General features: G+C 58.7%; 24 protein-coding genes and 1 pseudogene. 19 read left to right on the forward strand and 6 right to left on the reverse strand.

All coding sequences use genetic code 11. The annotated features are described in order from the left end of the window. Positions 1-14 precede the first annotated feature (14 nt). The 10 genes from rpsN to comE all read left to right on the forward strand — a co-directional run bounded on the left by rpsN (position 15) and on the right by comE (position 5,774). Complete coding sequence (gene rpsN, locus ACP15L_RS21145; RefSeq protein WP_068340744.1) at positions 15-320, forward strand: 30S ribosomal protein S14; 306 nt, start codon at positions 15-17, stop codon at positions 318-320. A gap of 13 nt (positions 321-333) precedes the next feature. After that, on the forward strand, positions 334-726 hold the full coding sequence (gene rpsH, locus ACP15L_RS21150; protein WP_068340741.1) for a 30S ribosomal protein S8: 393 nt from the start codon (positions 334-336) through the stop codon (positions 724-726). Between the two features lie 11 nt (positions 727-737). Next, the gene (gene rplF, locus ACP15L_RS21155; protein ID WP_170373361.1) at positions 738-1,271 is read left to right on the forward strand and encodes a 50S ribosomal protein L6; all 534 of its coding nucleotides are present in this window, start codon (positions 738-740) and stop codon (positions 1,269-1,271) included. Between the two features lie 11 nt (positions 1,272-1,282). Continuing rightward, a complete protein-coding gene (rplR, locus tag ACP15L_RS21160) occupies positions 1,283-1,642 on the forward strand; it encodes a 50S ribosomal protein L18 (RefSeq protein WP_039523386.1) in 360 nt (119 codons plus the stop codon). A 116-nt stretch (positions 1,643-1,758) separates the two neighbouring features. Further along, positions 1,759-2,322, forward strand: coding sequence for a 30S ribosomal protein S5 (gene rpsE / locus ACP15L_RS21165; RefSeq protein WP_170356677.1), 564 nt, complete (start codon positions 1,759-1,761; stop codon positions 2,320-2,322). A gap of 13 nt (positions 2,323-2,335) precedes the next feature. Next, the gene (gene rpmD / locus ACP15L_RS21170) at positions 2,336-2,524 is read left to right on the forward strand and encodes a 50S ribosomal protein L30 (RefSeq protein ID WP_074736195.1); all 189 of its coding nucleotides are present in this window, start codon (positions 2,336-2,338) and stop codon (positions 2,522-2,524) included. 325 nt (positions 2,525-2,849) lie between these two features. Beyond that, positions 2,850-4,157, forward strand: a complete 1,308-nt coding sequence (hisD, locus tag ACP15L_RS21175; RefSeq protein ID WP_425085670.1) for a histidinol dehydrogenase — start codon at positions 2,850-2,852, stop codon at positions 4,155-4,157. A gap of 100 nt (positions 4,158-4,257) precedes the next feature. Next, positions 4,258-4,665, forward strand: coding sequence for a universal stress protein (locus ACP15L_RS21180; RefSeq protein ID WP_425085671.1), 408 nt, complete (start codon positions 4,258-4,260; stop codon positions 4,663-4,665). Between the two features lie 51 nt (positions 4,666-4,716). Beyond that, the gene (locus ACP15L_RS21185; RefSeq protein WP_170468582.1) at positions 4,717-5,223 is read left to right on the forward strand and encodes a sulfopyruvate decarboxylase subunit alpha; all 507 of its coding nucleotides are present in this window, start codon (positions 4,717-4,719) and stop codon (positions 5,221-5,223) included. Then, positions 5,220-5,774: a sulfopyruvate decarboxylase subunit beta gene (gene comE / locus ACP15L_RS21190; protein ID WP_170494501.1), complete on the forward strand. Its 555-nt coding sequence runs from the start codon at positions 5,220-5,222 to the stop codon at positions 5,772-5,774. The genes ACP15L_RS21185 and comE overlap by 4 nt, the downstream gene beginning before the upstream one ends. Positions 5,775-5,843: 69 nt before the next feature. On the opposite strand, the gene ACP15L_RS21195 is transcribed toward comE, so the two are convergent. Beyond that, a complete protein-coding gene (locus ACP15L_RS21195; protein ID WP_425085672.1) occupies positions 5,844-6,617 on the reverse strand; it encodes a FadR/GntR family transcriptional regulator in 774 nt (257 codons plus the stop codon). Positions 6,618-6,930: 313 nt separating this feature from the next. Here ACP15L_RS21195 and ACP15L_RS21200 point away from each other — a divergent pair, with 313 nt between their 5' ends. From ACP15L_RS21200 to dld, 4 genes are all read left to right on the forward strand, one after another. After that, positions 6,931-7,980 (forward strand): TRAP transporter substrate-binding protein, encoded by a 1,050-nt coding sequence (locus tag ACP15L_RS21200; protein ID WP_209255313.1) that lies wholly within the window; start codon positions 6,931-6,933, stop codon positions 7,978-7,980. 115 nt (positions 7,981-8,095) lie between these two features. Further along, positions 8,096-10,159, forward strand: a complete 2,064-nt coding sequence (locus ACP15L_RS21205; RefSeq protein WP_170693127.1) for a TRAP transporter large permease subunit — start codon at positions 8,096-8,098, stop codon at positions 10,157-10,159. A gap of 12 nt (positions 10,160-10,171) precedes the next feature. Then, entirely contained in the window at positions 10,172-11,323 is a 1,152-nt protein-coding gene (locus ACP15L_RS21210) for an alpha-hydroxy acid oxidase (RefSeq protein WP_170681397.1), read from the forward strand. 16 nt (positions 11,324-11,339) lie between these two features. Next, entirely contained in the window at positions 11,340-13,028 is a 1,689-nt protein-coding gene (gene dld / locus ACP15L_RS21215) for a D-lactate dehydrogenase (RefSeq protein WP_425085673.1), read from the forward strand. A gap of 251 nt (positions 13,029-13,279) precedes the next feature. Here the strand turns inward: dld and gph are convergent, their stop codons facing one another. Continuing rightward, complete coding sequence (gene gph, locus ACP15L_RS21220; RefSeq protein WP_425085674.1) at positions 13,280-13,954, reverse strand: phosphoglycolate phosphatase; 675 nt, start codon at positions 13,952-13,954, stop codon at positions 13,280-13,282. A gap of 219 nt (positions 13,955-14,173) precedes the next feature. Between gph and hemP the strand changes: the two genes are divergently transcribed. Both hemP and ACP15L_RS21230 read left to right on the forward strand, forming a co-directional pair. After that, positions 14,174-14,341 carry a hemin uptake protein HemP gene (gene hemP, locus ACP15L_RS21225; RefSeq protein WP_170468565.1) on the forward strand — a complete coding sequence of 56 codons (168 nt, stop codon included), beginning with the start codon at positions 14,174-14,176 and terminating at the stop codon, positions 14,339-14,341. Then, positions 14,338-14,814: a hypothetical protein gene (locus ACP15L_RS21230; protein ID WP_170718420.1), complete on the forward strand. Its 477-nt coding sequence runs from the start codon at positions 14,338-14,340 to the stop codon at positions 14,812-14,814. Before hemP ends, ACP15L_RS21230 begins: the two co-directional genes overlap by 4 nt. 40 nt (positions 14,815-14,854) lie before the next feature. Here the strand turns inward: ACP15L_RS21230 and ACP15L_RS21235 are convergent, their stop codons facing one another. The 4 genes and pseudogenes from ACP15L_RS21235 to ACP15L_RS21250 form a co-directional block, all read right to left on the reverse strand. Then, positions 14,855-17,920, reverse strand: coding sequence for an aminotransferase class III-fold pyridoxal phosphate-dependent enzyme (locus ACP15L_RS21235; RefSeq protein ID WP_425085675.1), 3,066 nt, complete (start codon positions 17,918-17,920; stop codon positions 14,855-14,857). A 101-nt stretch (positions 17,921-18,021) separates the two neighbouring features. Continuing rightward, positions 18,022-18,960 (reverse strand): annotated as a pseudogene (locus ACP15L_RS21240) (NAD(P)-dependent oxidoreductase); the annotation flags it as partial. 24 nt (positions 18,961-18,984) lie between these two features. After that, complete coding sequence (cueR, locus tag ACP15L_RS21245) at positions 18,985-19,374, reverse strand: Cu(I)-responsive transcriptional regulator (protein WP_170468556.1); 390 nt, start codon at positions 19,372-19,374, stop codon at positions 18,985-18,987. Next, the gene (locus tag ACP15L_RS21250) at positions 19,371-21,842 is read right to left on the reverse strand and encodes a heavy metal translocating P-type ATPase (RefSeq protein ID WP_425085676.1); all 2,472 of its coding nucleotides are present in this window, start codon (positions 21,840-21,842) and stop codon (positions 19,371-19,373) included. Before ACP15L_RS21250 ends, cueR begins: the two co-directional genes overlap by 4 nt. 124 nt (positions 21,843-21,966) lie before the next feature. Between ACP15L_RS21250 and ACP15L_RS21255 the strand changes: the two genes are divergently transcribed. From ACP15L_RS21255 to ACP15L_RS21265, 3 genes are all read left to right on the forward strand, one after another. Beyond that, positions 21,967-22,317, forward strand: a complete 351-nt coding sequence (locus tag ACP15L_RS21255; RefSeq protein WP_425085677.1) for a hypothetical protein — start codon at positions 21,967-21,969, stop codon at positions 22,315-22,317. Between the two features lie 63 nt (positions 22,318-22,380). Beyond that, positions 22,381-22,965 (forward strand): TetR/AcrR family transcriptional regulator, encoded by a 585-nt coding sequence (locus ACP15L_RS21260; RefSeq protein WP_425085678.1) that lies wholly within the window; start codon positions 22,381-22,383, stop codon positions 22,963-22,965. A gap of 80 nt (positions 22,966-23,045) precedes the next feature. Further along, positions 23,046-24,203 carry an acyl-CoA dehydrogenase family protein gene (locus ACP15L_RS21265; protein ID WP_425085679.1) on the forward strand — a complete coding sequence of 386 codons (1,158 nt, stop codon included), beginning with the start codon at positions 23,046-23,048 and terminating at the stop codon, positions 24,201-24,203. Positions 24,204-24,310: the final 107 nt, after the last annotated feature.

The following is a 24,310-nucleotide window of genomic DNA, read 5'->3' on the forward strand; positions in this document are numbered from 1 at the left end:
GGGAGGATTGAGACATGGCTAAAAAAGCAATGATCGAACGCGAGAAGAAGCGCGAACGCCTGGTGGCCAAATATGCCGCAAAGCGTGCCGAGCTGAAAGAAATCGCGAATGACGAGAGCCGCCCGATGGAAGAGCGTTTCAAAGCGCGTCTGAAACTGGCGAAACTGCCGCGCAACAGCTCGGCTACCCGTCTGCACAACCGTTGTCAGCTGACCGGTCGTCCCCACGCTTACTACCGTAAGCTGAAGGTCAGCCGTATCGCGCTGCGCGAGCTGGGTTCTGCTGGTCAGATCCCCGGCATGGTGAAATCGAGCTGGTAAGGGAGACATAGATATGAATGATCCTATCGGCGATATGCTCACCCGTATCCGCAACGCGCAAATGCGCGGCAAGTCCACCGTTTCCACCCCTGCTTCCAAGCTGCGCGGTTGGGTTCTGGACGTGCTGGCGGACGAAGGCTATATCCGTGGCTATGAAAAGACGACCGGTGAAAACGGTCATCCGGCCATCGAAATCAGCCTGAAGTACTACGAAGGCACCCCTGTTATTCGCGAACTGAAGCGGGTCTCGAAGCCCGGTCGTCGCGTCTACATGGGCGTCAATGACATCCCGCAGGTCCGTCAGGGTCTGGGCGTGTCGATTGTCAGCACTCCGAAAGGTGTGATGTCGGACGCAAACGCTCGCTCCAACAATGTTGGCGGCGAAGTGCTCTGCACCGTCTTCTAAGGAGGTCTGCAATGTCTCGTATTGGTAAAAAACCGGTCGAGCTGCCCAGCGGCGTTACCGCCTCTGTGTCGGGTCAGACCATCGAAGTCAAAGGTCCGAAAGGCACCCGCAGCTTCACCGCCACCGACGACGTGACGCTGTCGGTTGAAGACAACGTGGTCAAGATCGACCCCCGTGGCATGTCCAAGCGTGCCCGCCAGCAGTGGGGCATGAGCCGCACCATGGTTGCCAACCTGGTAACCGGTGTGACCGAAGGCTTCAAAAAAGAGCTGGAGATCCAGGGTGTTGGTTACCGGGCTCAGATGCAGGGCAACACCCTGAAGCTGAACCTGGGCTACAGCCACGACGTTGATTTCACTGCTCCGGAAGGTGTCACCATCACCGCGCCGAAGCAGACCGAGATCGTTGTGGAAGGTATCGACCAGCAGCAGGTGGGCGAAGTCGCGGCCAAAATCCGCGAATGGCGCCGTCCCGAGCCTTACAAAGGCAAGGGCATCCGCTACAAGGGCGAGTTCATCTTCCGCAAGGAAGGCAAGAAGAAGTAAGGACGCAAACAATGGCAAACAGCAAAAGAACCCTGTTTCTGAAGCGCCGCCTGCGCGTTCGGAACAAACTTCGCAAAGTCAACGCCGGCCGTGTACGCCTGTCGGTTCACCGTTCGAACAAGAACATCAGCGTTCAGCTGATCGACGACGTTCGCGGCGTGACCCTGGCGTCGGCCTCGACCCTGGAAAAAGATTTGGGTGTTGTTGGCAAGAACAACGTCGAAGCGGCCACCAAAGTGGGCGCGGCCATCGCCGAGCGTGCCAAGAAGGCAGGCGTCGAAGAGGCCTATTTCGATCGTGGTGGCTTCCTGTTCCACGGCAAGGTGAAGGCAGTTGCCGACGCCGCACGTGAAGGTGGTCTGAAGATCTAAGACTTGCGGGCAGCTTTGCGGCTGCCCCGATGATCCGGGGGCCTCGGCAACAGTCGCGGCTCACTTGGATTGAAGCAAACGGCGCCGTATGCGCCACATGAGAAAAGGGATGCCAAATGGCAGAACGTGAAAACCGTCGGGGCCGTGGCCGCGACCGTGAAGAAGCACCGGAATTTGCAGATCGCCTGGTCGCAATCAACCGCGTGTCGAAAACCGTAAAAGGTGGTAAGCGCTTTGGCTTCGCCGCTCTGGTGGTTGTCGGCGATCAGAAAGGCCGTGTCGGCTTTGGCAAAGGTAAAGCGAAAGAAGTACCTGAAGCCATCCGTAAAGCAACTGAACAAGCCAAGCGTCAGATGATCCGCGTGCAACTGCGCGAAGGTCGTACTCTGCACCACGACATCGAGGGCCGTCACGGCGCTGGTAAAGTGGTTATGCGCACCGCACCTGAAGGTACTGGTATCATCGCCGGTGGTCCGATGCGTGCTGTGTTCGAAATGCTGGGCGTCAAGGACGTTGTTTCCAAGTCGCTGGGCTCGCAGAACCCGTACAACATGATCCGCGCCACCATCAACGGCCTGCAGAAAGAGCAGAGCCCGCGTTCGGTTGCCGCACGTCGTGGTAAAAAAGTTGCCGACATCCTGCCCAAGCGGGACGAAGCACCGGCTGAAGCCGAAGCGTAAGGAGTAGCGAGCAATGGCAAAAACCATCGTCGTAAAGCAGATCGGTTCTCCGATCCGTCGCCCCGCCGAACAGCGCGCAACCTTGATCGGTCTGGGCCTGAACAAGATGCACCGCACCCGTGAGCTGGAGGATACGCCTTCTGTCCGCGGCATGGTCAACAAGATCCCGCATCTGGTTGAGATCATCGAAGAGCGCGGCTAATCGCCCTCTAAATATATTTTTGGAAACGCCTCTGACCTTCGTCAGGGGCGTTTTCTTTTGCCCGAGTGCATCTGCGAATCGCCTCGTTCAACCGCTTGCCTCACGCCTCGAATAGGGACGAGCGGGCCTCCGAATCCATCGGCTACAACAGCGCAGAGGTCCTCTTACAAGGCCGAGTTTCAGCTTTCCCAATCCCAAAATTTATCTTTTCTTAAATGGGGTTAGAAGATCGGAAAGAGTTTCGTTTACGGCCCCACAAACGCTTGCAAAGCCGATTTCGCCTCTGACAGAGTGGCCGGGCAAGAACCGGGAGCAGGGGCTGACTATGGCGCGCGACTATCTCAAAAAGGCGATGCTGACGGCGCAATCTGATGCGCCCGAGGTTCACGATACGGTCAAGACCATCCTAGCGGAGATCGAGGCAGGTGGCGACGCCAAGGCGCTAGAATACGCGGCAAAGTTCGACAGGTTCGACGGCAACGTTCTGATGACGCAGGACGAGATTGACGCCGCCATTGCGCTTGTGCCTGAAAAGCTGAAAGCGGATATCCGTTTCGCCCATAACAACGTCCGCCATTTTGCCGAGGCGCAGAAGGCCACGATGACCGACGTCCAGACCGAGATTGTGCCCGGCGTGATCGCTGGTCAAAAGGCGATCCCCGTGGATGCAGCGGGCTGCTATGTGCCCGGCGGTCGGTACAGCCACATCGCCAGTGCAATAATGACCGTGACAACTGCCAAAGTGGCCGGATGTCGCCACATCATCGCGTGCTCACCTCCGAAACCGGAAGATGGCGTTGCGCCTGCAGTTGTCTACGCGGCCCATATCTGTGGGGCCGACAGTATTCTGGCGATGGGAGGGGTGCAGGGTGTCGCCGCGATGCGATACGGCTTGTTCGGCCTGCCGCGCGCGAACATCCTTGTGGGGCCGGGGAACCAGTTCGTGGCCGAGGCCAAGCGCATCCTCTACGGTGAGGTTGGCATCGACATGATCGCCGGACCAACCGACAGTCTGGTCCTCGCCGATAGCAGTGCGGACCCGCTTGTTGTGGCCACCGATCTCGTAAGCCAGGCGGAGCACGGGTATAACTCTCCTGTCTGGCTGGTGACAGATGACCGGGCGCTTGCGCAGAGGGTTATGGCACTGGTGCCCGAGTTGATCGCAGATCTTCCTGACCTGAACCGAGAAAACGCGGCTGCTGCGTGGCGTGACTATGCCGAAGTCATTGTATGTTCGGATCGCGAAGAGATGGCCGCTTGTTCTGACGAATACGCACCGGAACACCTGACTGTTCAGGCCGAGGATCTGGAATGGTGGCTGGATCGCCTGACCTGCTATGGCTCTTTGTTTCTGGGGGAAGAGACCACTGTATCCTATGGGGACAAGGCAACGGGTACCAACCACGTTCTGCCGACCTCGGGTGCTGCCAGCTACACGGGCGGCCTTAGCGTCCACAAATACATGAAGATCGTTACATGGCAGCGGGCGACCCGGGAAGGCTCAAAACCCATTGCTCTGGCCACAGCCAGAATTTCGCGCGTGGAAGGGATGGAGGGGCATGCAAGGGCGGCTGATGTCCGTCTCGCCAAGTACTTCCCGGATGAAGAATTTGATCTGCGTGCGGAGGGATGATCGGTCCAACCACCACCTGCCAAACTGTTCTCTGGCCTTGATACCGCGCTGGGTACTATCCTTGGCTTGATAGGGCCGACCGGGTCGAAAGGAGTTTGACATGTACAAGAAAGTTCTCGTTCCAATGGCGCTGGATCACGATATCTCGCAACACACTCTGGAAGTGGCCCGAGCCTTGTCTCAGGGCGGCGGAGAGATAATCGCTCTGCACGTTTACGAAATGCCTCAGGGCTCGGTCAGTGCATTTCTGGACAAGGATCTGGTGGCCGAAGGGTTTCGCCGCGCCCGAGTGGAGCTGTCTCGCAAAGTCGAGGGGCTGGAAGGGGTAAGTTCCGAACTCGTAAAGGGCCACACGGCGCGCACGATCATAGACTATGCGGCAGAGAACGGTGTCGATTGCATCGTCATCGGGTCCCACAAGCCCGACCTCAGCGACTATTTCCTGGGCTCCACAGCGTCGCGCGTTGTGCGTCATGCCCCTTGCGCGGTGCATGTGTACCGAAGGTGATAACCGTCAATCACGCCCTTGGGCGACAACAATAGGACTGACAGCTGGAAGATGAATATAGACAAGAAGATCACTGACGATCTGGTGGCGAACGACATTTCGTTCGTGACCACCGTCCCCTGCAAACAACTGGCTGGAGTCATTGATGAGATCGACCAGCGCGAAGGCATCTATCACATCCCGTCAAACAAAGAGGACGAGGGGATGGGCCTATGCGCGGGGGCATGGATGGGTGGTAAGCGCCCGGCCATTATCATGCAGAACACAGCGATCGGGGTGACGATCAACACATTGGCGACTCTGATCCAGTATTATCGGATGCCACTGCCGATGCTGATCTCGTACCGGGGTGAGCTGCGCGAGCCGATTGCCTGCCAGGTCGAGATGGCTGTTCACACCAAGGCGTTGTTGGCGCAGCTCAATATCCCGACTTACCATTTTCACCATCAGGCGGATGTGGCCGAGTTGGATGCGATCCTGAAATACACGTTCATGTGCAACAAGCCGGTTGCCATTCTGACCGACGCCAACTTCTGGGGAGGCTATGGCGACCAATGATCCGTTCTGAAATCCTGAAAGAAATCGCTCCGATCCTGCGGGATCAACTGGTGGTTTGCAACATAGGCATTCCCAGCCAAGAGCTGCACGCGATTGATGACCAGCCAACGAATTTCTACATGCTGGGCACGATGGGGTTGGCTTCATCCATAGGTCTGGGGTTGGCTCTGTCCCAGCCCAAGCCGGTGATCGTGATCGATGGCGACGGCTCCGTTCTGACCAATCTTGGAACGCTGCCGACCATCGCGAACAACGTGGCTGACAATTATATCCTGCTGATCGTCGACAATGGCTCATACGGGTCCACCGGGGATCAGCCGACCTATGCCGGGTTGAAGACGTCATTGGCGAAAATGGCGGCTGCGGCAGGATGTGAGCGCGTGATTGAATGCGCCGCCGAAGATACAGGTCGCGTGTTGCAGGAGGCGCTGGACGCCCGGCAGATGACCATCATCGTCAGCAAATGCGAAAGCGGCAACGCCAAGATGCCGCCGATCACGATGGACCCTGTAGTGATCCGAGATCGTTTCATGAAGGCCGTACAGGCCTGAACACTTCTTCGGTTTTGCCGAATGCACTGATCAAAGCCGTCCTTTGCGGGCGGCTTTGACACTACTTGTCTAGCGCGACAGAAGACGCCGTTTCTCGGCCATAACCTCGCGGCGCTGCTGTTCTATCCCTGTCCGGAAGGAGCGCTCGACAAAGTCTATATGGTCTAGCGCGGCCTGTTCGGCGCGCTTTTCGTCTCCGTCAATCACCGCTTGACCCAGGGCAAGGTGCTGATCCAGCAGCTGTTTGCCCGAACCGTCAATCGATTTCAGGAAACTGCGGTTATAGAAAACGCCTCGCTTGGTCAGTTCGTAGATCGAAGCCATCATATGGATCAAAGTGGCGTTCTGGCTGGCGTCGACGATGGCCGCATGCAGGGCGAAATCCGCCTCGCGAGAGGCTTTGGCATCGTTCGCCTCCCACGCCCGCACATTTTCGTCGAGGATTTCGGCGATCCTCTCCTTGTCGGCCTTGGTGGACCTGCGGGCGGCAAGGCGGGCCGCAAAGCCCTCTTGTTCGCGGCGGTATTCCAGGTGGTCGAAAAAGGCAGGCTCGTGCCGTTCGTAGAGCGCCAGAAGGGCCGGCAACATCGCTTGCCCGGTTAGGGCAGCGACAAAGGTCCCCTCACCATGCTGAGTGGTGACCAGCCCGCGCTCTTCCAGCACGGCCAGTGCTTCGCGCAGCTTTGGCCGTGAGACCCGAAGCATCTCAGCCAGATCACGCTCGGACGGCAGCTTGCGCCCCTGTTTCAGAATACCCGACGCGATGAGGTCTTCGATCTGCGCCACCACGGCGTCGGCCAGCGATTCGTGTCCGACCGGTTCAAAAATCGCCTTGGTGTTCATGGGATATACCTAAGTAAGATGCCGAGGTGAGATATATTGGTAAATAAATGTAACCATATTGGTGCGTTTTTCAAGCGTTCAGTTCCAGCATGGAAATGCAACTTAACGCGTTCAATCAAATAAAAATTTCCGAAAATATGCAGTAATTCATCGAAACTGGGTGCGCCCAGTAAGGGACATTTCTGCAGATCCAGTGGTAAACAAAATTATTGACTGAGTGGCAATGGTAAAGTTAGTGAACCACTAATGCAAACCCGCAAGGGTCTGCGTTTATGTTTGAGGCAGATGCCCGACCCACCCAGGAGGAGACATTATGAAAAAGACCCTGACGAGCCTTGCCGTAGCCGCCAGCCTGATGGCCGCACCTGCGGTTGCTAAAGATAAGCTGCTGTTGAAAACCCCGATTGCGTTCTCGACCGAACTGCCTGGTCTTGGTTCGCCAATCCCGCGCGTTGCCGAGCAGTTGGACCTGATGTCGGGTGGTACGCTGAAGATGAAGGTATATGAGCCAGGCAAACTGGTTCCACCGTTCGAAATTCTAGACGCGGTTTCGACTGGCAAGATCAACTCGGGCTACACCACCGCTGGTTACTGGGCGGGTAAAATCCCGGCTGCTCCGCTGTTCTCGGCCGTTCCTTTCGGCCCGGAGGCGGGCGAATACATGGCGTGGCTCTACTACGGCAACGGCATGACGCTGTACCAAGAGATGTATGATCAGGCGGGCTACAACGTCCACGTGATCCCTTGCGCAGTCATCGCCCCCGAGACCTCGGGCTGGTTCGCGACTGAAATCAACTCACCTGAAGACCTTAGCGGTCTGAAGATGCGTTTCTTCGGTCTGGGCGGCAAGGTTATGCAGAAACTGGGTGTTGCGACCTCGTTGCTGCCCGGGGGTGAAATCTTCCCGGCGCTGGAAAAAGGCGCCATCGACGCGACCGAATTCTCGATGCCCGCCATCGACGCACGTCTAGGCTTCCACAAGTTGGTCAAGTTCAACTACTTCCCCGGCTGGCACCAGCAAGCGACCGTGTTCGAATTGATGATCAACAAAGACGTCTGGGCAGAGACCAGCGACCAGCACAAGGCCATCATCGAAAACGCCTGTAAGGCTTCGATGGCCGACAGCTTTGCCGAAGGCGAAGCGATCCAGCACGCAGCGCTGATCGACAACGTTGAAAACAACGGTGTCACCCTCAAGCAGTGGTCGCCCGAGATGTTGGATACCTTCCGCAGCACTTGGGAAGAGGTCGCCGCCGAAGAGGCCGCAAATGACGCCTTCTTTGCCAAGGTTCTGGCCGACATGACCGAGTTCCGTGACGGCTACAACCTCTGGAAGACCAACGCCTTCCTCCCACGTCAGTAACTTCCTCACTGACGTCTCTGGGGCAGCGGACACTGCTGCCCCAGTCGATTTCTGATCTTCGGATTTTTCCAAACTTTCACCGCCCTTGCACAGGGCTGCCGGGCGAGGAATGACCATGAGCAATCCAAATACCACCAAAGATCCGGTTGAGGCCTATGAAGGCATCCTGGAGCATCCCGATACCGACCGTCAAAAGATCGCAGTAGCCATTGATACCAGCGTCAAAGCTGTCGGACATGTCGTCATGTGGGCGAATGTGCTGCTGATGGCGGCGATTTTTTCTCAGGTCGCGCTGCGCTATCTGCTCAGCCAGAACTATCCTAAACTGGATGAGATCCAGTGGCATTTCTACGGCATCGTTACGATGATCGGCATTTCATATGCCTTGATCACGGACAGCCACGTGCGCGTCGACGTTCTGCATATGCAATTGTCCCGCCGGGCGCAGCGGATCATCGAGGTGATCGGCATTCTGACCCTGCTGACCCCGTTCATCTATCTGATGATTGATCAGGGCTATGACTATTTCTACGAAAGCTTCCGCGTCAATGAACGCTCGGACAGCCCTACCGGTCTTCCAGCGCGTTGGGCCTTCAAGGCGGTCATTCCAATCAGTTTTGTTCTGCTGGCGCTGGCAGCTCTGGCGCGGCTGATCCACGACGGGCACGCACTGATGTACGGGCCGGCCTCGGAACGTGAGGGCGCTCCGCTCCGCCGTATCCTGCTGGTGCTGGCTGTGTTTGCCGCCGTCTGTGTGGGTCTGACCTTCCTCGTCGAAACGACCGAGGAAAAGCTGGTCATCGCGATGTTCTTGACCTTCATCGCGCTGCTCTTCACCGGTTATCCGGTGGCTTGGGTGCTGGCTGGTGTCGGTGTCGCCTATTGCGGTCTGGCCTATCTATTCGACAATGACTTGATGCTGTGGACCGGGTTGGAGAGCACCTTTACCGGGCTCGACTACCTGACTCTTGGTGCCGTGGTGAACCGGGTCTACGCAACCATGTCCAACGCGGTTTTGGTTGCCCTGCCGATGTTCATCTTCATGGGCCTGATGCTGGACGAATCCGGTGTGGCCGAGCGTCTGATGACCTCGATGCAGCGCCTGTTCGGCACCGTGCGGGGTGGTCTTGCCATCACCGTGACCCTGATCGGGATCATACTGGCGGCCTCGACCGGCATTATCGGTGCTTCGGTTGTGCTGCTGGGCGTGCTGTCTTTGCCGTCGATGATGCAGCAGAAATACCAGCCGACACTGGCGGCGGGCGTGGTCTCTGCCTCGGGCACGCTGGGTATCCTGATCCCGCCCTCGATCATGCTGGTGATCATGGCCGACCAGATGGCTCTGTCCGTCGGAGACCTGTTCATGGCCGCCGTCTTTCCCGGTGTGATCATCGGGGGGCTTTATCTGACCTACATCTTCATTCTCGCACAAGTGAAGCGCGACGCGGCCCCCGTGCCCGAAGGGGCAAAAGCGCCTGACTGGGATGCCGTCAAAGACGTTCTGATCGCGGTCATTCCAACGCTGCTTCTGATCCTCGCGGTTCTGGGCTCGATCTTCGGAGGTCTGACCACCCCGACCGAGGCCTCTGGCATAGGCGCATTGGGCGCGACGCTGTTGGCGCTGGGATATCGCAAGCTGACCTTCGCGAAACTGTGGAACGTGCTGGTTTCGACCTTCAATACCACCGCCTATATCTTCGCGATCTTCCTTGGCGCGACGGTATTCTCCTATGTTCTGCGGGAACTTGGCGGCGATGAACTGATCGAGCATGTGGTGCAATCCACCGGCTTCGGTGCCAATGGCACGGTCCTGTTCATACTGTTCATCGTATTCCTGCTGGGCTTTGTTCTGGACTGGATCGAGATCACCCTGATCGTGTTGCCTCTGATGCGTCCGATCGTGAATGGCTTGGGCATCGACATTCCGGGCTTCGGAGTGCTGGATGAACCCGCGCTGGTCTGGTTCGTGATCTTGGTGGCGGTGACGCTACAAACCAGCTTCCTGACCCCGCCGGTTGGTTTCGCTCTTTTCTACCTGAAAGGCGTCTGCCCGCCCGAGATCAAGCTGATGCATATCTACAAAGGCATCATCCCCTTTGTGCTGCTACAACTGACCGGATTGGCGCTTGTCTTCCTATGGCCGACACTCGCCACCTGGCTGCCCTCTGTGGCGTACTAAGGAGATCACGCTATGCGTCTCAAGCATTGCCACAACTTTCACGATTTCCGGCAGCTGGCCAAGCGCCGCCTGCCGGGGCCGATCTTCAACTATATCGATGGCGGCGCGGACGATGAGGTGACCTATCGCCAAAACACCGCCGCTTTCGACCGCTGCGATCTGCTGCCCTCGGTTCTGCGCGGGGTGAAGGACGTGGACATGTCTGTCACCGTGATGGGCCAAAAGCTGGACATGCCGTTCTACTGCTCGCCCACCGCTCTGCAGCGTCTGTTCCACCATCAGGGTGAACGCGCCGTGGCCGCCGCGGCCGAGAAATATGGCACCATGTTCGGTGTGTCTTCGCTGGGCACCGTGTCGCTTGAAGAGCTACGCAAGAAGCACAAGAACCCGCAGGTCTATCAGTTCTATTTCCACAAGGATCGCGGCCTGAACGCGGCCATGATGCAGCGCGCGAAAGAGGCCGGGGTTGAGGTCATGATGCTGACTGTCGACAGCATCACCGGCGGCAACCGAGAACGTGACCTGCGCACCGGCTTCTCGATCCCATTCCGTCTGACATTGGGCGGCATGATCCAGTTTGCGATCAAGCCGATGTGGGGGATCAACTATGTCACCCACGAAAAATTCCGCCTGCCGCAATTGGAAGAGCATGTGGATATGGGCGGCGGCGCCAGCTCAATCGGCGGCTATTTCACCGAAATGCTGGACCCGTCGATGAATTGGGATGACGTCGCGCAGATGGTGCGCGATTGGGATGGTCAGTTCTGCCTCAAGGGGATCATGACCGTCGAAGATGCCAAACGCGCGGCCGAGATTGGCTGTACCGGGATCATTCTATCGAACCATGGCGGGCGGCAGTTGGATGGCTCACGCACGCCGTTCGATCAACTGGCCGAAATCGTAGATGCCGTCGGCGACAAGCTGGACGTGATCATGGACAGCGGCATTCAGCGCGGTACTCATGTGCTGAAGGCGCTTTCGATCGGCGCCAAAGCGGTCGGTGTTGGACGTCAGTACCTGTATCCTCTGGCCGCCGCTGGTCAGCCGGGTGTCGAGCGAGCGCTGGGCCTCATGCGGGCCGAGATCGAGCGCGACATGAAGCTGATGGGTGTGACTAGAATCGACCAACTGAGCCGCGAGAATATCCGTTTCCGCGCTGCATAAAGACACGAGGGATGCCATGACCAATGACGCGTTGATTGAACATTTCCGCTCTGTCGTTGGTGCGCGGCATGTCCTGACTGGCGAACGCGCGACGGAACGGTTCCGGCGTGGCTTTCGCTCGGGCGAAGGCGAGGCGCTGTGCGTCATTCAACCCGGCAGCCTTTTGGAGCAGTGGAAGGTCCTGCAGGCCTGCGTTGCAGCCGATAAGATTGTCATCATGCAGGCGGCCAATACCGGCCTGACCGAAGGGTCGACCCCCTCGGGCAGCTATGACCGGGACGTGGTGCTGATCAACACACGCCGTATGGACACTCTGGTGCCACTGAACGATGGCGAGCAGATCGTCAGCTTTCCCGGTGCCACCCTTTTTGCGCTGGAAAAACTATTGGCTCCCATGGGGCGAGAGCCGCATTCGGTGATCGGCTCCTCATGTATCGGCGCGTCGATTGTGGGCGGGGTCTGCAACAACTCGGGCGGGTCGCTGGTGGAACGTGGCCCCGTTTACACCGAACTGTCCGTCCACGCGCGGATATCCGAGAAGGGCGAGCTGGAGCTGGTCAACCATCTGGGAATTGATCTGGGCGATACGCCGGAAGAGATCCTGGCAAACCTCGATGCAGGCAGGTTCGACCGGAACCCGGGGGCCACGAACAAACGCGCCTCGGCCAGTGACTACGCGCAGATCGTGCGTGATGTGGATGCTGAAACGCCTGCGCGGTTCAACGCGGACAAGGCGAAGCTATTCGAATCCGCTGGCTCGGCTGGCAAGATGGCCGTCTTTGCCGTACGGCTTGATACGTTCCCGAAAAACGAGGCCGAAAAGGTCTTTTACATCGGAACAAACAGCCCCGATGATCTGGCCGCCTTGCGCCGTCATATTCTATCCGAATTCAAGTCGCTGCCGGTGTCCGCCGAATATATGCAGCGCGAGGTGTTCGATATCACTGCCAGATACGGCAAGGATACGGTCGTGATGATCGACAAGCTGGGCACCGACCGGCTGCCGATGTTCTTTGCGCTCAAAGGCTCGGTGGATGCCCGCCTGCGCAGAATTCCGTTCCTGCGCAACTTCACTGATAAATTTATGCAGATGGCGGTCTCGGTCTGGCCGCGTGTCTTGCCAAAACGGATGGTCGAGTTTCGCGACCGCTTCGAACACCATCTGATCCTGAAGATGAAGAACGAAGGGATTGCCGAGGCTGCTGAATGGCTGCCCATATTCCTGAAAGATCGTGACGGCGATGCCTTCGAATGCACCCCACGAGAGGCCAAGATCGCGGGCTTGCACCGCTTTGCCGCCGCCGGGGCTGCCGTCAGATACATGGCGCTGCACGGCAATGAGGTCGAAGACATCATTGCTCTCGACGTGGCCTTGCGGCGAAATGACCAGGACTGGCTTGAGACGCTTCCGTCCGAGATTGAGGACCAACTGGTCCACAAGCTCTACTACGGGCATTTCATGTGCCACGTCATGCATCAGGATTACGTGGTCAAAAAAGGCGCCGATCCTAAGGCATTGAAAGCCGCGATGTTGGAGTTGTTTGACACGCGCGGCGCGGAGTACCCCGCCGAACATAATGTGGGGCACCTGTACAAGGCCAAGCCTGATCTGGTCGCCCACTACAAATGCTGCGACCCGACCAATTCCTTCAATCCGGGGATCGGTAAAATGTCCAAAGCTCGGAACTACGCCGAGCCTGAATAACCCGGACGCATGGTGCCTATGGTCAGGGCGCTGATCGCCCCGCAAACCTGAGGTCAAGCGCAGGTTTCTCTGCTGCGTTGAGGCAAAAAAATCCAGCCCTACGGGAATCCCCCAATTTCGCCGCCCTTCGCGTCCCATTAAACAGGTGACAACAACTGGCCCCAAAGGGCCACACAGAGTTTCCCCGATGAGGGGCTGGTCCATACCCCCTCGGCCGGCCCCTCAATAACTTTCAGGGTATACTCTGACGCCTATTTCAGCAGAGCAGACATCTGCACCATCTGCGCGACCAAGGACGGAATCTCGTCCGCCTTGTCATAGGCGATGTCGTGCGGAATATCTGTCATGAGCGACTTTCGATAGCCTTGCGTGAACAGGAGAAAGGGGATCTCGGCGCGCTCGGCTGTTTCTGCGTCCACCTCGCTGTCGCCCACGAAAACACGCGACCCATGAGCTGGCAATGCGTCGAAGCTTGCAAATAGGTGCTGAGGGTCTGGTTTCCTGGTGGTCAGGCTATCGCCACCCAGAACCGCATCGAAATATTGCGACAGGTCCAGTACGTCGAGAATATGCCGGGCAGGGGCCTCGGGCTTGTTGGTGCAGACGCCCAGTGTGTGCCCCTGCGATTGCAAGCTGGCCAACGCCTGAGGAATGCCGGGATAGGGCACCGTCGTTCTGCTGGCCCCTGCCGTGTAATGCGCGAGCGTCACTTTCGTTAGCTCTTCGTGACGGTCCAAGGGCAATTCGCAGTGCCGGATCATACGCTCGACCAGCTTGGGGAGACCATTGCCGACGAATCGCCCGATCACCTCGCGCGGCAGAAGGGGCAGGTCGAGATCGCTCAGTGTCTGGTTTGCGGCTGCTACGATGTCTCCCAGGCTGTCGACTAGAGTTCCGTCCAGATCAAATACAATTGCCGCGCCCATTGTAACCTCGGTGTTTTGCCTATGCGTTCAGGCCTAGCCTGCCCGTCAAGAAGGCGCAATATTGCATCTTTCTGCAAGCACAAATGCGCGGCTTGACAATCCTTACTAAAATAATAAGAATAAGAGCAGAAGCCGACAGCCATCCCAGACTCGGGTCAGCCAGGTCATTGAGAAAGCGAACAGTTCAGGCCCTTGCCTGAGATACCCTGGAGTTGTCAAATGAACGCGCAGACCCCTATCGCCACACAGTCCTTTGCCGTATCCGTGCTGCCTTCGCACAAGGCCGAAGAGCTGACCAAAGGCGGCAATCTCGCCCATATCGAACTGGGTGATCAGCTTTATACGCTGCGCATTACCCGTGCAGGCAAACTGATCCTGACGAAATGAGCAGCCCGTCGTCCCGGGGTGGCGCAGCGGTTGGCCGCCTGACAGACCTTGCCCCAATCGAAGCAGGTGCGGTGATGTATCTGCGCCTATGGAGCGAAGGCGCCAAAGGCCGCGCAGACGCTGCCAGTGATTTCGACATCGCGCTTGGCGCAAATCAAGGGCGCGCCGCGATGCTGACCTTGGATCGTCTATGCTCGCTGTGTGCCAGCTATGGCCGCCGCCCATTGATCCGTCATGGATTGGGATGTGCCTGTCTGGGCGCGGATGAGAATTGTTTTGCCCAGATGATTGCGGCCGCATCTGAGGGCGCGCGGGAAGACGCGATGATGATGGCCTCATTGATCGTGCGCCCGGATTTTGCGCCGGCCCTTGCCTCACTGTCAGAAGAGCTGGGGATGGCCCTGCGCCGCATGACAGCCGCCGTTCCAATGCCGACAACGGGTCATCAAACCCCCTCGGCCGTGTTGCATTGATCGGCAAATGAAGCCCCGGCGGTTGCGCCGGGGTTTTTCACTAGCAGCAGCCACAACCTGCGTGATGGTGGTCGTGGTCGCAAACCGGGGCAGGGGCGTAATCGCCGACACCTTTCAGGACATCCCGCAGCGCCCAAAGGATCATGTCCACATCCTCGGCTTCGATGGTCAGCGGTGGGCGGATTTTCAGGATATTGTCTTTGGGACCTTCGCTGCCAATCAGGATGCGATGATCGCGCATCCGGTTCTTCACGAAGCTGCAGATCTCGGTCCCTTCCGAGCCATCCGGGTTGATCAGCTCTACCCCCAGAAACAGACCCATACCACGTACGTCGCCAACGCAGCCGAACTCGGATTGGATCTGGCGCAGACCCGCCATCAGGCGGCCGCCCATGGCGCGGGCATTGTCCTGCAGGCCTTCGTCATCAACGATGTCCAGAACCTCTTTCCCGATGCGGCAGGACAGGGTGGAGCCGCCGAAGGTCGAGAAGAACTCGATCCCGTTGTCAAAGCTCTGGGCGATTTCCTTGGTTGTGACCAGCACGCCCAGAGGGTGACCGTTGCCGATCGGCTTGCCCATGACAACGATATCGGGCAGCGCGCCTTGGTGTTCGAAACCGAAATAGTATTCGCCCAGCCGTCCAAGCCCGGTCTGGACCTCATCCGCGATACAGACACCGCCAGCTGCGCGGATTTTCTCATACACTGCAGGTAGATAGCCTTTCGGTGGAATGATCTGCCCACCGACCGAGGGGAAGGTCTCGGCGATGAAACCGGCCACGCCCTGACCTTTCTCTTGCAAAGCGGCAATCGCCGGATCCACGAGATCTGCGTACTTTTGCGCACGGCCGGCGTCGTCACGTTTGAAAGAGCCACGGTAGTCATCCGCGACCTCGACCAGCTCGACCCAATCAGCCTGACCAATCCCGCCGGGTTTGTTGAACTTATAGGCCGAGATCGCCACAGCGGCATTGGTATTGCCGTGATAGCCGTGATCGGGCGTTACGATCCCCTTGGCACCTGTATGGGCGCGGGCCAGACGCAGGGCCAATTCGTTGGCTTCGGTGCCTGAATTGACGAAAAAGCAGACCTCGAAATGATCCGGCAGTTTCGACAGCACTTTGTCGGCAAATGCAGTCTGCGCCGGGTGTAGATAGCGGGTGTTCGAGTTCATCCGCTTCAGCTGGTCCGCCGCAACGGCCTGAATGCGCGGGTGGGCGTGGCCCACATGCGGGACGTTGTTATAGGCGTCCAGATAGGGGCGGCCCCATTCGTCGAACAGGTGGTGTTTCCAACCGCGCACCAGCATGACCGGGTCATTGTAGGTCAGGCTCAGATTGCCGCCGAAATGATCGTGACGCCCTTGCAGAACGGCCTGTTTGTCGGTCGGCTGATAGCAAACCTTGTCATCGGCCAGATTCAGCAAGGCCGCCGGGTTCGGGCAGACCGCGTTCCATAGCTCCAGCTCATCGGGATCGGCGACGCCGGGCCAGTCAGCCTCCATGCCATCGGTTGTCAGAGCGAGTTGGAAATGCACGTGCGGGGCCCAACCACCATTCTGCGAGGCATCCCCAAGGCGCACGAACGCAGCGCCCTGCGCAACTGGATCGCCGGGTTTCAAACGATCGCAAACCTCTGGGTCCAGGTGGCCGTAGAGCGTATAGAACGGATCCCCCTCGGGCGTTTCATGATGCAGGATCACCACCCCGCCATAGTCGAGATGGCTGTCGCGGTTCTCGACCACTTCGACCCGGCCGCTCATCGGGGCGTTCAGGACCGTGCCAGCAGGCGCGAAGACGTCTACCGCCAGGTGCACCGTGCGCCGGTCCGAGGCCTTCCACGGCCCCTTGCGAAACCCGGGCTCGGCATAGATCAGGCGGGGTTCGTTGTAGTAACCCAGCCACAGGCCCTCACCAAATTCCTCACCCACCCGCGCGGCTTCTTCGAGCGGCATGTGGAACGGGTTCTGCGGCCAGGTGGAATTCTCAACAGAAAGCGAGCCCACGGGCATATTTCTCAGGTCCTGGCCAAACATCTCGGCAAAGTGGCCGCGATGCTCGGAGAGGTAGGCGTGGATGCGCTCAGCCCCATCGACGACAGGCAAGCCGCAAGTGCTGCGCAAGCGGGCGGACATCAGGCCGCCATTGACGGCCTCATTCTCAAGAAACCGCCAGGCCGGGGCCTGGCTGATGGTCACATAGGGATCATCGGGGTTTTCTGCCGCCATCAGGGTTGAGTTCACTACGGACACCGCCAACCGCATGCGCAGCAGGGGCCAGATCAGATCGACCTCCTCTGCGCTCAATCGATTGGCGGCGTGATAGCCTCGGACCAGAGCGGTCAGAGCGCGTTCGGGTTTCGGATGATCCAGAACGATATAGGCCCCGGCAATGGCCACCTCGCATACGCGCGGCGCGGCGCACATGTCGCCCAGGTCGATCAGGCCGGATACGGTACGCCGTTCGCCTAGTTCGCCCTCGACGAGAATGTTGTAGTCATTGGCGTCGTTGTGGATGGCTTGCGTGGGCAGGCTGTTCAGTGCATCTGAGATCGCAGTGAAACACTGCACAATTTCGTCCAACAGCGCGCGGCGGGACGGGTTGCTGACCGCGTCCAGTTGATCCGCAATCCAACCGCCTTGCACCAGGTCCCATTTGAAATCGTCCCGCTGCAGGCTGTCATGCGCAAACCCAGTCAGAGCCCGATCGGTCGCGCCAAGAACGCGTCCGAGTTTCAGGATCAAGTCTTCGGATTTCGGCTCGACCTTGGCGTAGCACTGGCCCGGAAGGCGCTCCAACAACCAAGCCAGGCGCGGTTGGCCGTCCTGATCTTCGATCTCGGGCAGGACAGCACCATCCAGCGAGGGGAATACCTTGGGGAAGGGCAGCCCCGGCGCCCCAGCCGCGATATGTTCGAGCGCTTGGACTTGAAGGTCGACAAACTCTGGCTCACACCCCGCGCGCATGACTTTCAGGACATAGTCCTGTCCGTTCTTCGCTTCGACCAGAAAGTTCAGGTCATACTCTCCGTCCAGCCGTGTCAGACGGGCCTCCAGGCCCCAATACTTGCGCAGAGCATCTGCCCAGAAATCATTCATGTCTTTCATTCCCATCCCTATCCGCCGCGCAACGCGGATCTCTTCATCTGGCTAAAAATATCCTCGGGGGTGAATTGGCCCAGCTGGCCAAGAGGGGGCAGACAGCCCCCTTAATCCAACGCCCGCAACCGCTTGATCAGCGACGAGGTATCCCACCGCCCACCACCAAGTTTTTGCACATCCTTGTAAAATTGATCCACCAGCGCGGTGACAGGCAAGGACGCGCCCGTCTCATTGGCCGTGTCGAGACAGATGCCCAGATCCTTGCGCATCCAGTCCACTGCAAAGCCGTGGTCGAAATGGTCGTCGAGCATAGTCTCGTACCGGTTCGCCATCTGCCAGCTGCCCGCTGCACCCTGGCTGATCACCTCAACCACCGCGCGCCCGTCCAGACCGGCCTTCTCGGCGAAATGCAGCGCTTCGCTAAGGCCCTGCACCAGACCGGCAATCGCGATCTGGTTGCACATCTTGGTCATCTGACCGGCACCGCTTTCGCCAATCCGCCGGCAGATCTTTGAATAGACTTGCATGATCGGCTCGGCCGCATCAAACACCGCCTGATCGCCGCCGCACATGATCGACAGCACGCCATTCTCCGCCCCGGCTTGGCCGCCCGAGATCGGCGCGTCGACAAAAAAGATCCCTTGCCCTTTGGCCGCCTCGTAAAGCTCGCGCGTCACCTTGGCCGAGACGGTCGTGTGATCCACAAAGGTCGCGCCTTCAGACATTCCGGCAAAGGCGCCATCCGTGCCGGTGCACACCATTCGCAGGTCGTCATCATTGCCAACACAGGACATGACGAATTCTGCCCCCTCCGCAGCTTCTTTGGGAGTTGTCGCCATTGCGCCGCCATGTTGGGCCACCCAGGCTTCGGCCTTGGAGGCGGTCCGATTGTAAACGGTAACCTGATGACCTGCAGCCTGAAGGTGCCCAGCCATGGGATAACCCATGACACCCAAACCAAGAAAAGCGACTTTTGCCATGGGATGATCCTCTCCGCTGACCGGCATTGCTTGATTGCCGGAGTGTTTGGCACTGACAAAGCAAAGCCTGCGCGAAAGGGCAACCCCGTGTTAGCCGTTCCCGCCCAGATCCTTCAGGATCGGGCAGTCCGGTCGGTCGTCTCCGGCGCAGGCCTCGATCAAATGGCTCAGCGTGTCGCGCATCGCTTTTAGATCGGCGATTTTTGCGTCGATCTGCGCCAAATGATCCCGCGCAACTTGCTTAACATCCGCGCTCGCCCGGCTTTCATCTTCATAGAGCGCCAGCAGTGTGCGGCAGTCTTCGATGGTAAACCCCAAGGCGCGGGCTCGGCCCAGAAAGGTCAGCTTGTGGATGTCCTGTTCGCGAAACCGGCGATAACCGTTGTCATCTCTCAGAGGTTTTATCAGTGCGATATCCTCATAGTAGCGGATCGTTTTCGCAGGTAGACCGGTCCGGGTTGAGACATCGCCGATATTCATGCGTGCGCCTCCTTCGTGGTTTTTTGCGCGCCGTCGGCGACGTTGGGGCGGACCCATCGCAGACGCAGCGCATTGGTGACGACAAAGACGCTGGACAAGGCCATCGCGCCCGCCGCAAGCACCGGGGACAGCAATGGCCCGCCAAAGGGGTACAGCACTCCGGCGGCCACCGGGATCAGCAATGTGTTATAGCCAAACGCCCATCCGAGGTTCTGACGGATATTACGCATCGTCCGATGGCTGATGTCGATTGCGTTCACGACGCCGCGCAGATCGCCGGACATCAGAACCACATCTGCAGCCTCGATCGCGACATCCGTTCCGGTGCCGATGGCGACGCCAACATCAGCTGCCGCCAGTGCCGGTGCGTCGTTTATCCCATCGCCCACAAAGGCGAGCGCGCCGAATTCGCGGCGCAAGCCCTCTAGCGTTCTCTGTTTGTCGCCGGGTAGTAGGTCGGCGGCCACGTGATCAAGGCCCAGCCTGTCTGCCATCGCTTGCGCCGTTTGCGCGTTGTCTCCGGTCACCATGGCAAGCGTCAGGCCCATATCGTGTAGCTTGGCCAGAGCTTCGGCCGTGCCCGGCTTCACAGGGTCCGAAACGGCCAGACTGGCCGCCGCCACTCCATCAATGGCCAAGAACAGAGGAGTCGCCCCCTGCGCAGCTCGGGCATCGGCGTCAGGCTTCAGATCCGAGATATCCACGCCTTTCTGCTGCATCAATTTGTATGAGCCAACCAGCAGGTCATGCCCCTCTGCGCGGCCCTGAAGACCAAGGCCGGTGAGGGACTGAACCTGAGAAACCTCGGGCAGATCAGAGGGCCCGGCGCGGGTGATCGCAGTGGCGATAGGGTGTTCCGAGCGCGCCTCGATTGCGGCGGCAAGCCGCAGGACCTGATCCTGCTCAAAGCCGTTGGTGGTGGTAACGTGGTCAAGTTCGGGTCGTCCAAGCGTCAGCGTTCCGGTTTTGTCGAAGGCGATTACCTTGGTCTGCTGCAAGTGTTGCAGCGCATCGCCCTTGCGGAACAAAACACCCAGTTCCGCCGCGCGGCCTGTTCCCACCATGATCGAGGTCGGCGTGGCCAGACCCATGGCGCAGGGGCAGGCGATGATCAGGACCGATACCCCGGCCACCAGCGCTAGCGGCAGTGAGGGGGAAGGCCCGAAGATCAGCCAAGCAGTGATGGTCAAAGCCGCAACCAGCATCACAGCTGGAACAAAGCGATAGGTCAGCCGGTCAACCAGGCTTTGGATGGGCAGCTTTGCCCCCTGGGCCTGTTCCACCATCGCGATGACTTGGGCCAGAACCGTATACGCCCCAACACGCGTCGCTTGCACACGCAGCGCGCCGGTTCCGTTTACGGTGCCGCCCACCACCGGGTCGCCAGTGGACTTGCCAACCGGTACCGGCTCTCCCGTAATCATGCTTTCATCAACGTAAGAGGTTCCGTCGAGGATATCTCCATCCACCGGAACGCGTTCCCCGGGGCGGATTTGTAGAACGTCGCCCACCGCTATTTCAGCAATGGGGCGGTCCTCGGTTGCGCCATTTTGTTCGACGCGCGCGGTTTTAGGCTGAAGCCCGATCAGCGCGCGGATGGCCGCGCCGGTTTTGCCTTTGGCGCGCGCCTCCATCATGCGGCCCAGAAGGATCAGCACAATGATCACGGCTGCGGCCTCAAAATACACATTAGCTGTACCCTGTGGCAGCAGGCCGGGCGCGAAAGTCGAGATGATGGAAAACAGGTAGGCCGCCCCCGTCCCCAAAGCGACCAGAGCGTTCATGTCCGGCATCCCGCGCAACAGCGACGGAATGCCCTTGGCGTAGAACACGCGTCCCGGGCCAATCAACAGGGCCGTGGTCAGGGCAAACTGGATCAGATAGCTGGTTTGCTGTCCGAGTGTTGCGTGAACCCAATGGTGGAATGGGGGAACCATATGCCCGCCCATCTCCAGAACAAATACGGGTAGGGCCAAAATGGCAGCCAGTACTGTCGCGCGTTTCAGTTCCCGTGCCTCATCAGGCGTGTCATCGGACTGCGTTTCCGACCCCGGAGACATCTTGAGCTGCGCAGGAAATCCAAGCTGAGTGGTGATCTGTGCCAGCGCCTGCGGCGTGGTCGCGCCCTCGATGTAGGTGACCGATGCGCTTTGGTTGGCGAGGTTCACGCTTGCCTCAAGAACGCCAGGGCTGGCCTGTAGAGTACGTTCGATCTTCGCCACACAAGACGCGCAATTCATCCCGGTGATCTGCAAAGCGGTCTGATGCGTTGCCGCCGGATAGCCAGCCGCCTGCAGCGCATCATTGAGGGCCGAGACCGGGCCGTCAAACGTGACCTGAGCCGTCTTGGTCGCAAAATTGACCGAGGCGTCCTGCACGCCGGGCACGGCCTGCAAGGCAGCCTCGGCGCGTCCAACGCATGAGGCACAGTTCATGCCCGTGATTTTCAATTGAGTGCTCTGGGTCATGCGACTCATCCCGACAGATATCTTACCCTCCACATGGGGGTTCCAGTGACGGGAAGGTCAAGAGGTAGTGCCTGATTTTTAGCGGCCCTCGCGCTGAAATAGGCTTTCAAGCAAGGATTGGGCATTGGGGCTCTCGGGGGCCGACCGCACCGCATTGGGTGAGGCAAAGAAGCCAAACAGTACAACAAGCAACAAAAAAGCAGACCCGATGATCAAGGCCGAGACGATCTGCAAAGCTGAGCGTATCATACTACTGCCCTTTCATGTCGCCACCGCCGCAGTCAGCAAATCGAGCACCAAAATGATCGGCACATATCGCGGGGCAACAAAGCTGGAGTGGCGTTTCATCGTCAGATCCTTGGGTGTACAGATCGGTAACTCTTTAAAAAGTGTTCTCACTGGCTATGATTTGCAAGAGCTCACGTTGCAAAAAAGTGAAGTCGTTGTGATGCTTTGTGTTCACGGCGTGCAGTGACGTGAAGAAACCGCAATGGAAGTGGGATAAAATGTACAGCCCGGTACACTCAGGTGCTTTCTGATGCGTCCAAACAAACGCGATGAACTGGTGCAAAAGGCGATGGAGGTCTTCTACCGAGACGGGTTCCACGCGACCGGCATGGATAAACTGGTGGTGGAAACCGGTGTGTCCAAGACCTCGATGTACAAACACTTTCGCACCAAAGAAGATCTGATCCTGGCCGTCCTGCGCCTGCGGGATGAGAGTTTTCGCAATCGGATCGTGCGACGGGTTGAGCAGATTGCAGACACGCCAGCCGGGCAATTGATTGCCACTTTCGACGCTTTTAAGGAGTGGTTCGAAGAGGACGACTTTCGCGGATGCATGTTCCTGAAAGCCGCGGCCGAGTATCAGGACGCCAGCCATCCGATTCATGTGCAGGCCGCAGAACATAAACGGGTTATGTCGGAGTATCTGACCTCATTGGCGCGTCAGTCTGGCGTTCAGGCACCAGAGCGCCTCGCCCGTCAGATCGTTTTGTTGCAGGAGGGTGCGATCGTCTCGGCCGTTCTGTTGAAAAACGGAAATCCGGCTGAAGACGCCAAGGTTGCGGCGCAATTGCTGCTGGATGCTGCGCTGACCCGAAAGAACGCTGCGTTGCATTGACAGAACGCGGCGTTACGTGGATTGGCCTATCTACGGTGCCGCGATAGCCTTTCAGGTAACACCTGATCGGAGAATACCACATGTCGCTTTTTACCTCGACCGCAGCCTGGGTCACTGACGAACACCGGATGTTTGCCGAAATGGCGGGGCGGTTTCTGGATGATGAACTGGTCCCCAACGCTGAAACCTGGGCCACGAATGGCATAGTAGACCGGGCATTCTGGCACAAAGCCGGGGAAACTGGTCTGATGGCAGGTGCGATCCCGGAAGAATATGGCGGCGTCGGCGGGGACATGGGGTTTGATTCGGTCACTCTGTACGAGCAGACGGCGCGTGGGGACGCCGGATGGGGATATGGGATTCAGTCGATCGTGACGCACTATATCACCGCCTATGGCAGTGAAGATCAAAAGCAGCGTTGGTTGCCCAAGCTGGCCTCGGGCGAGATGGTTGGGGCTTTGGCCATGACCGAGCCGGGCACAGGCTCGGATGTGCAGGCAGTTCGGACGTCGGCTGAGAAAGACGGTAATTCCTATCGCCTGAACGGGTCGAAGATCTTCATCACCAACGGTCAAAGCGCCGACCTGATCATCGTTGCCGCCAAGACGGACAAGACCTTGGGTGCCAAGGGGGTATCTCTGATTGTGGTTGAGACGGACGGCGCCGAGGGTTTCCGGCGCGGGCGCAACCTCAAGAAGCTGGGCATGAAGGGCAATGACACCGCCGAACTATTCTTTGAAGATGTCAAGGTGCCGATGACCAATCTGCTCGGCCCAGATGAGGGGCAGGGGTTCTACCAGCTGATGAAACAGCTTCCATGGGAGCGTTTGACCATCGGCATCATGGCGCTGGGCGCGATTGATTTCGCCATCGCCGAGACAGTGAAATACGTGCAGGAGCGCAAGGCCTTTGGTCAGCGCGTCATGGATTTCCAGAACACGCGGTTCAAACTGGCCGAGTGCAAAACCAAGGCGGAAGTGCTGCGCAGTTTCGTGAATGACTGCATTGGCAAACTGGAGGCGGGCGAGTTGGATGCCGCCACCGCGTCCATGGTCAAATACTGGAGCTCAGAGGTCCAAAACGAGATCATGCACGAATGCCTGCAGCTTTTTGGCGGCTATGGCTTCATGATGGAATACCCGATCGCCCGCCTTTACGCCGATGCGCGCGTGCAGATGATCTATGGCGGCACCAATGAGGTCATGAAGGAACTCATAGCTCGTTCAATAGACGTCTGAGGTCTTCCCGCCCGTCGTCGAAGTTCCTTTCAGAACATCTCCTCCCGTTGGGCCGGGCACGGGCGGGGGGAGGCCGCGCCGGGCCGGCCCCCTGCCCGCCGCAGGGC

This window comes from Ruegeria profundi, from assembly GCF_049800715.1.
Classification (GTDB): domain Bacteria; phylum Pseudomonadota; class Alphaproteobacteria; order Rhodobacterales; family Rhodobacteraceae; genus Ruegeria; species Ruegeria profundi_A.

Excerpts from the sequence above, each read along its gene's own strand:
- rpsN (WP_068340744.1), top strand. The coding sequence starts at position 15 with ATGGCTAAAAAAGCAATGATCGAACGCGAGAAGAAGCGCGAACGCCTG.
- rpsH (WP_068340741.1), top strand. The coding sequence starts at position 334 with ATGAATGATCCTATCGGCGATATGCTCACCCGTATCCGCAACGCGCAA.
- rplF (WP_170373361.1), top strand. The coding sequence starts at position 738 with ATGTCTCGTATTGGTAAAAAACCGGTCGAGCTGCCCAGCGGCGTTACC.
- rplR (WP_039523386.1), top strand. The coding sequence starts at position 1,283 with ATGGCAAACAGCAAAAGAACCCTGTTTCTGAAGCGCCGCCTGCGCGTT.
- rpsE (WP_170356677.1), top strand. The coding sequence starts at position 1,759 with ATGGCAGAACGTGAAAACCGTCGGGGCCGTGGCCGCGACCGTGAAGAA.
- rpmD (WP_074736195.1), top strand. The coding sequence starts at position 2,336 with ATGGCAAAAACCATCGTCGTAAAGCAGATCGGTTCTCCGATCCGTCGC.
- hisD (WP_425085670.1), top strand. The coding sequence starts at position 2,850 with ATGGCGCGCGACTATCTCAAAAAGGCGATGCTGACGGCGCAATCTGAT.
- ACP15L_RS21180 (WP_425085671.1), top strand. The coding sequence starts at position 4,258 with ATGTACAAGAAAGTTCTCGTTCCAATGGCGCTGGATCACGATATCTCG.
- ACP15L_RS21185 (WP_170468582.1), top strand. The coding sequence starts at position 4,717 with ATGAATATAGACAAGAAGATCACTGACGATCTGGTGGCGAACGACATT.
- comE (WP_170494501.1), top strand. The coding sequence starts at position 5,220 with ATGATCCGTTCTGAAATCCTGAAAGAAATCGCTCCGATCCTGCGGGAT.
- ACP15L_RS21195 (WP_425085672.1), bottom strand. The coding sequence starts at position 6,617 with ATGAACACCAAGGCGATTTTTGAACCGGTCGGACACGAATCGCTGGCC.
- ACP15L_RS21200 (WP_209255313.1), top strand. The coding sequence starts at position 6,931 with ATGAAAAAGACCCTGACGAGCCTTGCCGTAGCCGCCAGCCTGATGGCC.
- ACP15L_RS21205 (WP_170693127.1), top strand. The coding sequence starts at position 8,096 with ATGAGCAATCCAAATACCACCAAAGATCCGGTTGAGGCCTATGAAGGC.
- ACP15L_RS21210 (WP_170681397.1), top strand. The coding sequence starts at position 10,172 with ATGCGTCTCAAGCATTGCCACAACTTTCACGATTTCCGGCAGCTGGCC.
- dld (WP_425085673.1), top strand. The coding sequence starts at position 11,340 with ATGACCAATGACGCGTTGATTGAACATTTCCGCTCTGTCGTTGGTGCG.
- gph (WP_425085674.1), bottom strand. The coding sequence starts at position 13,954 with ATGGGCGCGGCAATTGTATTTGATCTGGACGGAACTCTAGTCGACAGC.
- hemP (WP_170468565.1), top strand. The coding sequence starts at position 14,174 with ATGAACGCGCAGACCCCTATCGCCACACAGTCCTTTGCCGTATCCGTG.
- ACP15L_RS21230 (WP_170718420.1), top strand. The coding sequence starts at position 14,338 with ATGAGCAGCCCGTCGTCCCGGGGTGGCGCAGCGGTTGGCCGCCTGACA.
- ACP15L_RS21235 (WP_425085675.1), bottom strand. The coding sequence starts at position 17,920 with ATGAAAGACATGAATGATTTCTGGGCAGATGCTCTGCGCAAGTATTGG.
- cueR (WP_170468556.1), bottom strand. The coding sequence starts at position 19,374 with ATGAATATCGGCGATGTCTCAACCCGGACCGGTCTACCTGCGAAAACG.
- ACP15L_RS21250 (WP_425085676.1), bottom strand. The coding sequence starts at position 21,842 with ATGACCCAGAGCACTCAATTGAAAATCACGGGCATGAACTGTGCCTCA.
- ACP15L_RS21260 (WP_425085678.1), top strand. The coding sequence starts at position 22,381 with ATGCGTCCAAACAAACGCGATGAACTGGTGCAAAAGGCGATGGAGGTC.
- ACP15L_RS21265 (WP_425085679.1), top strand. The coding sequence starts at position 23,046 with ATGTCGCTTTTTACCTCGACCGCAGCCTGGGTCACTGACGAACACCGG.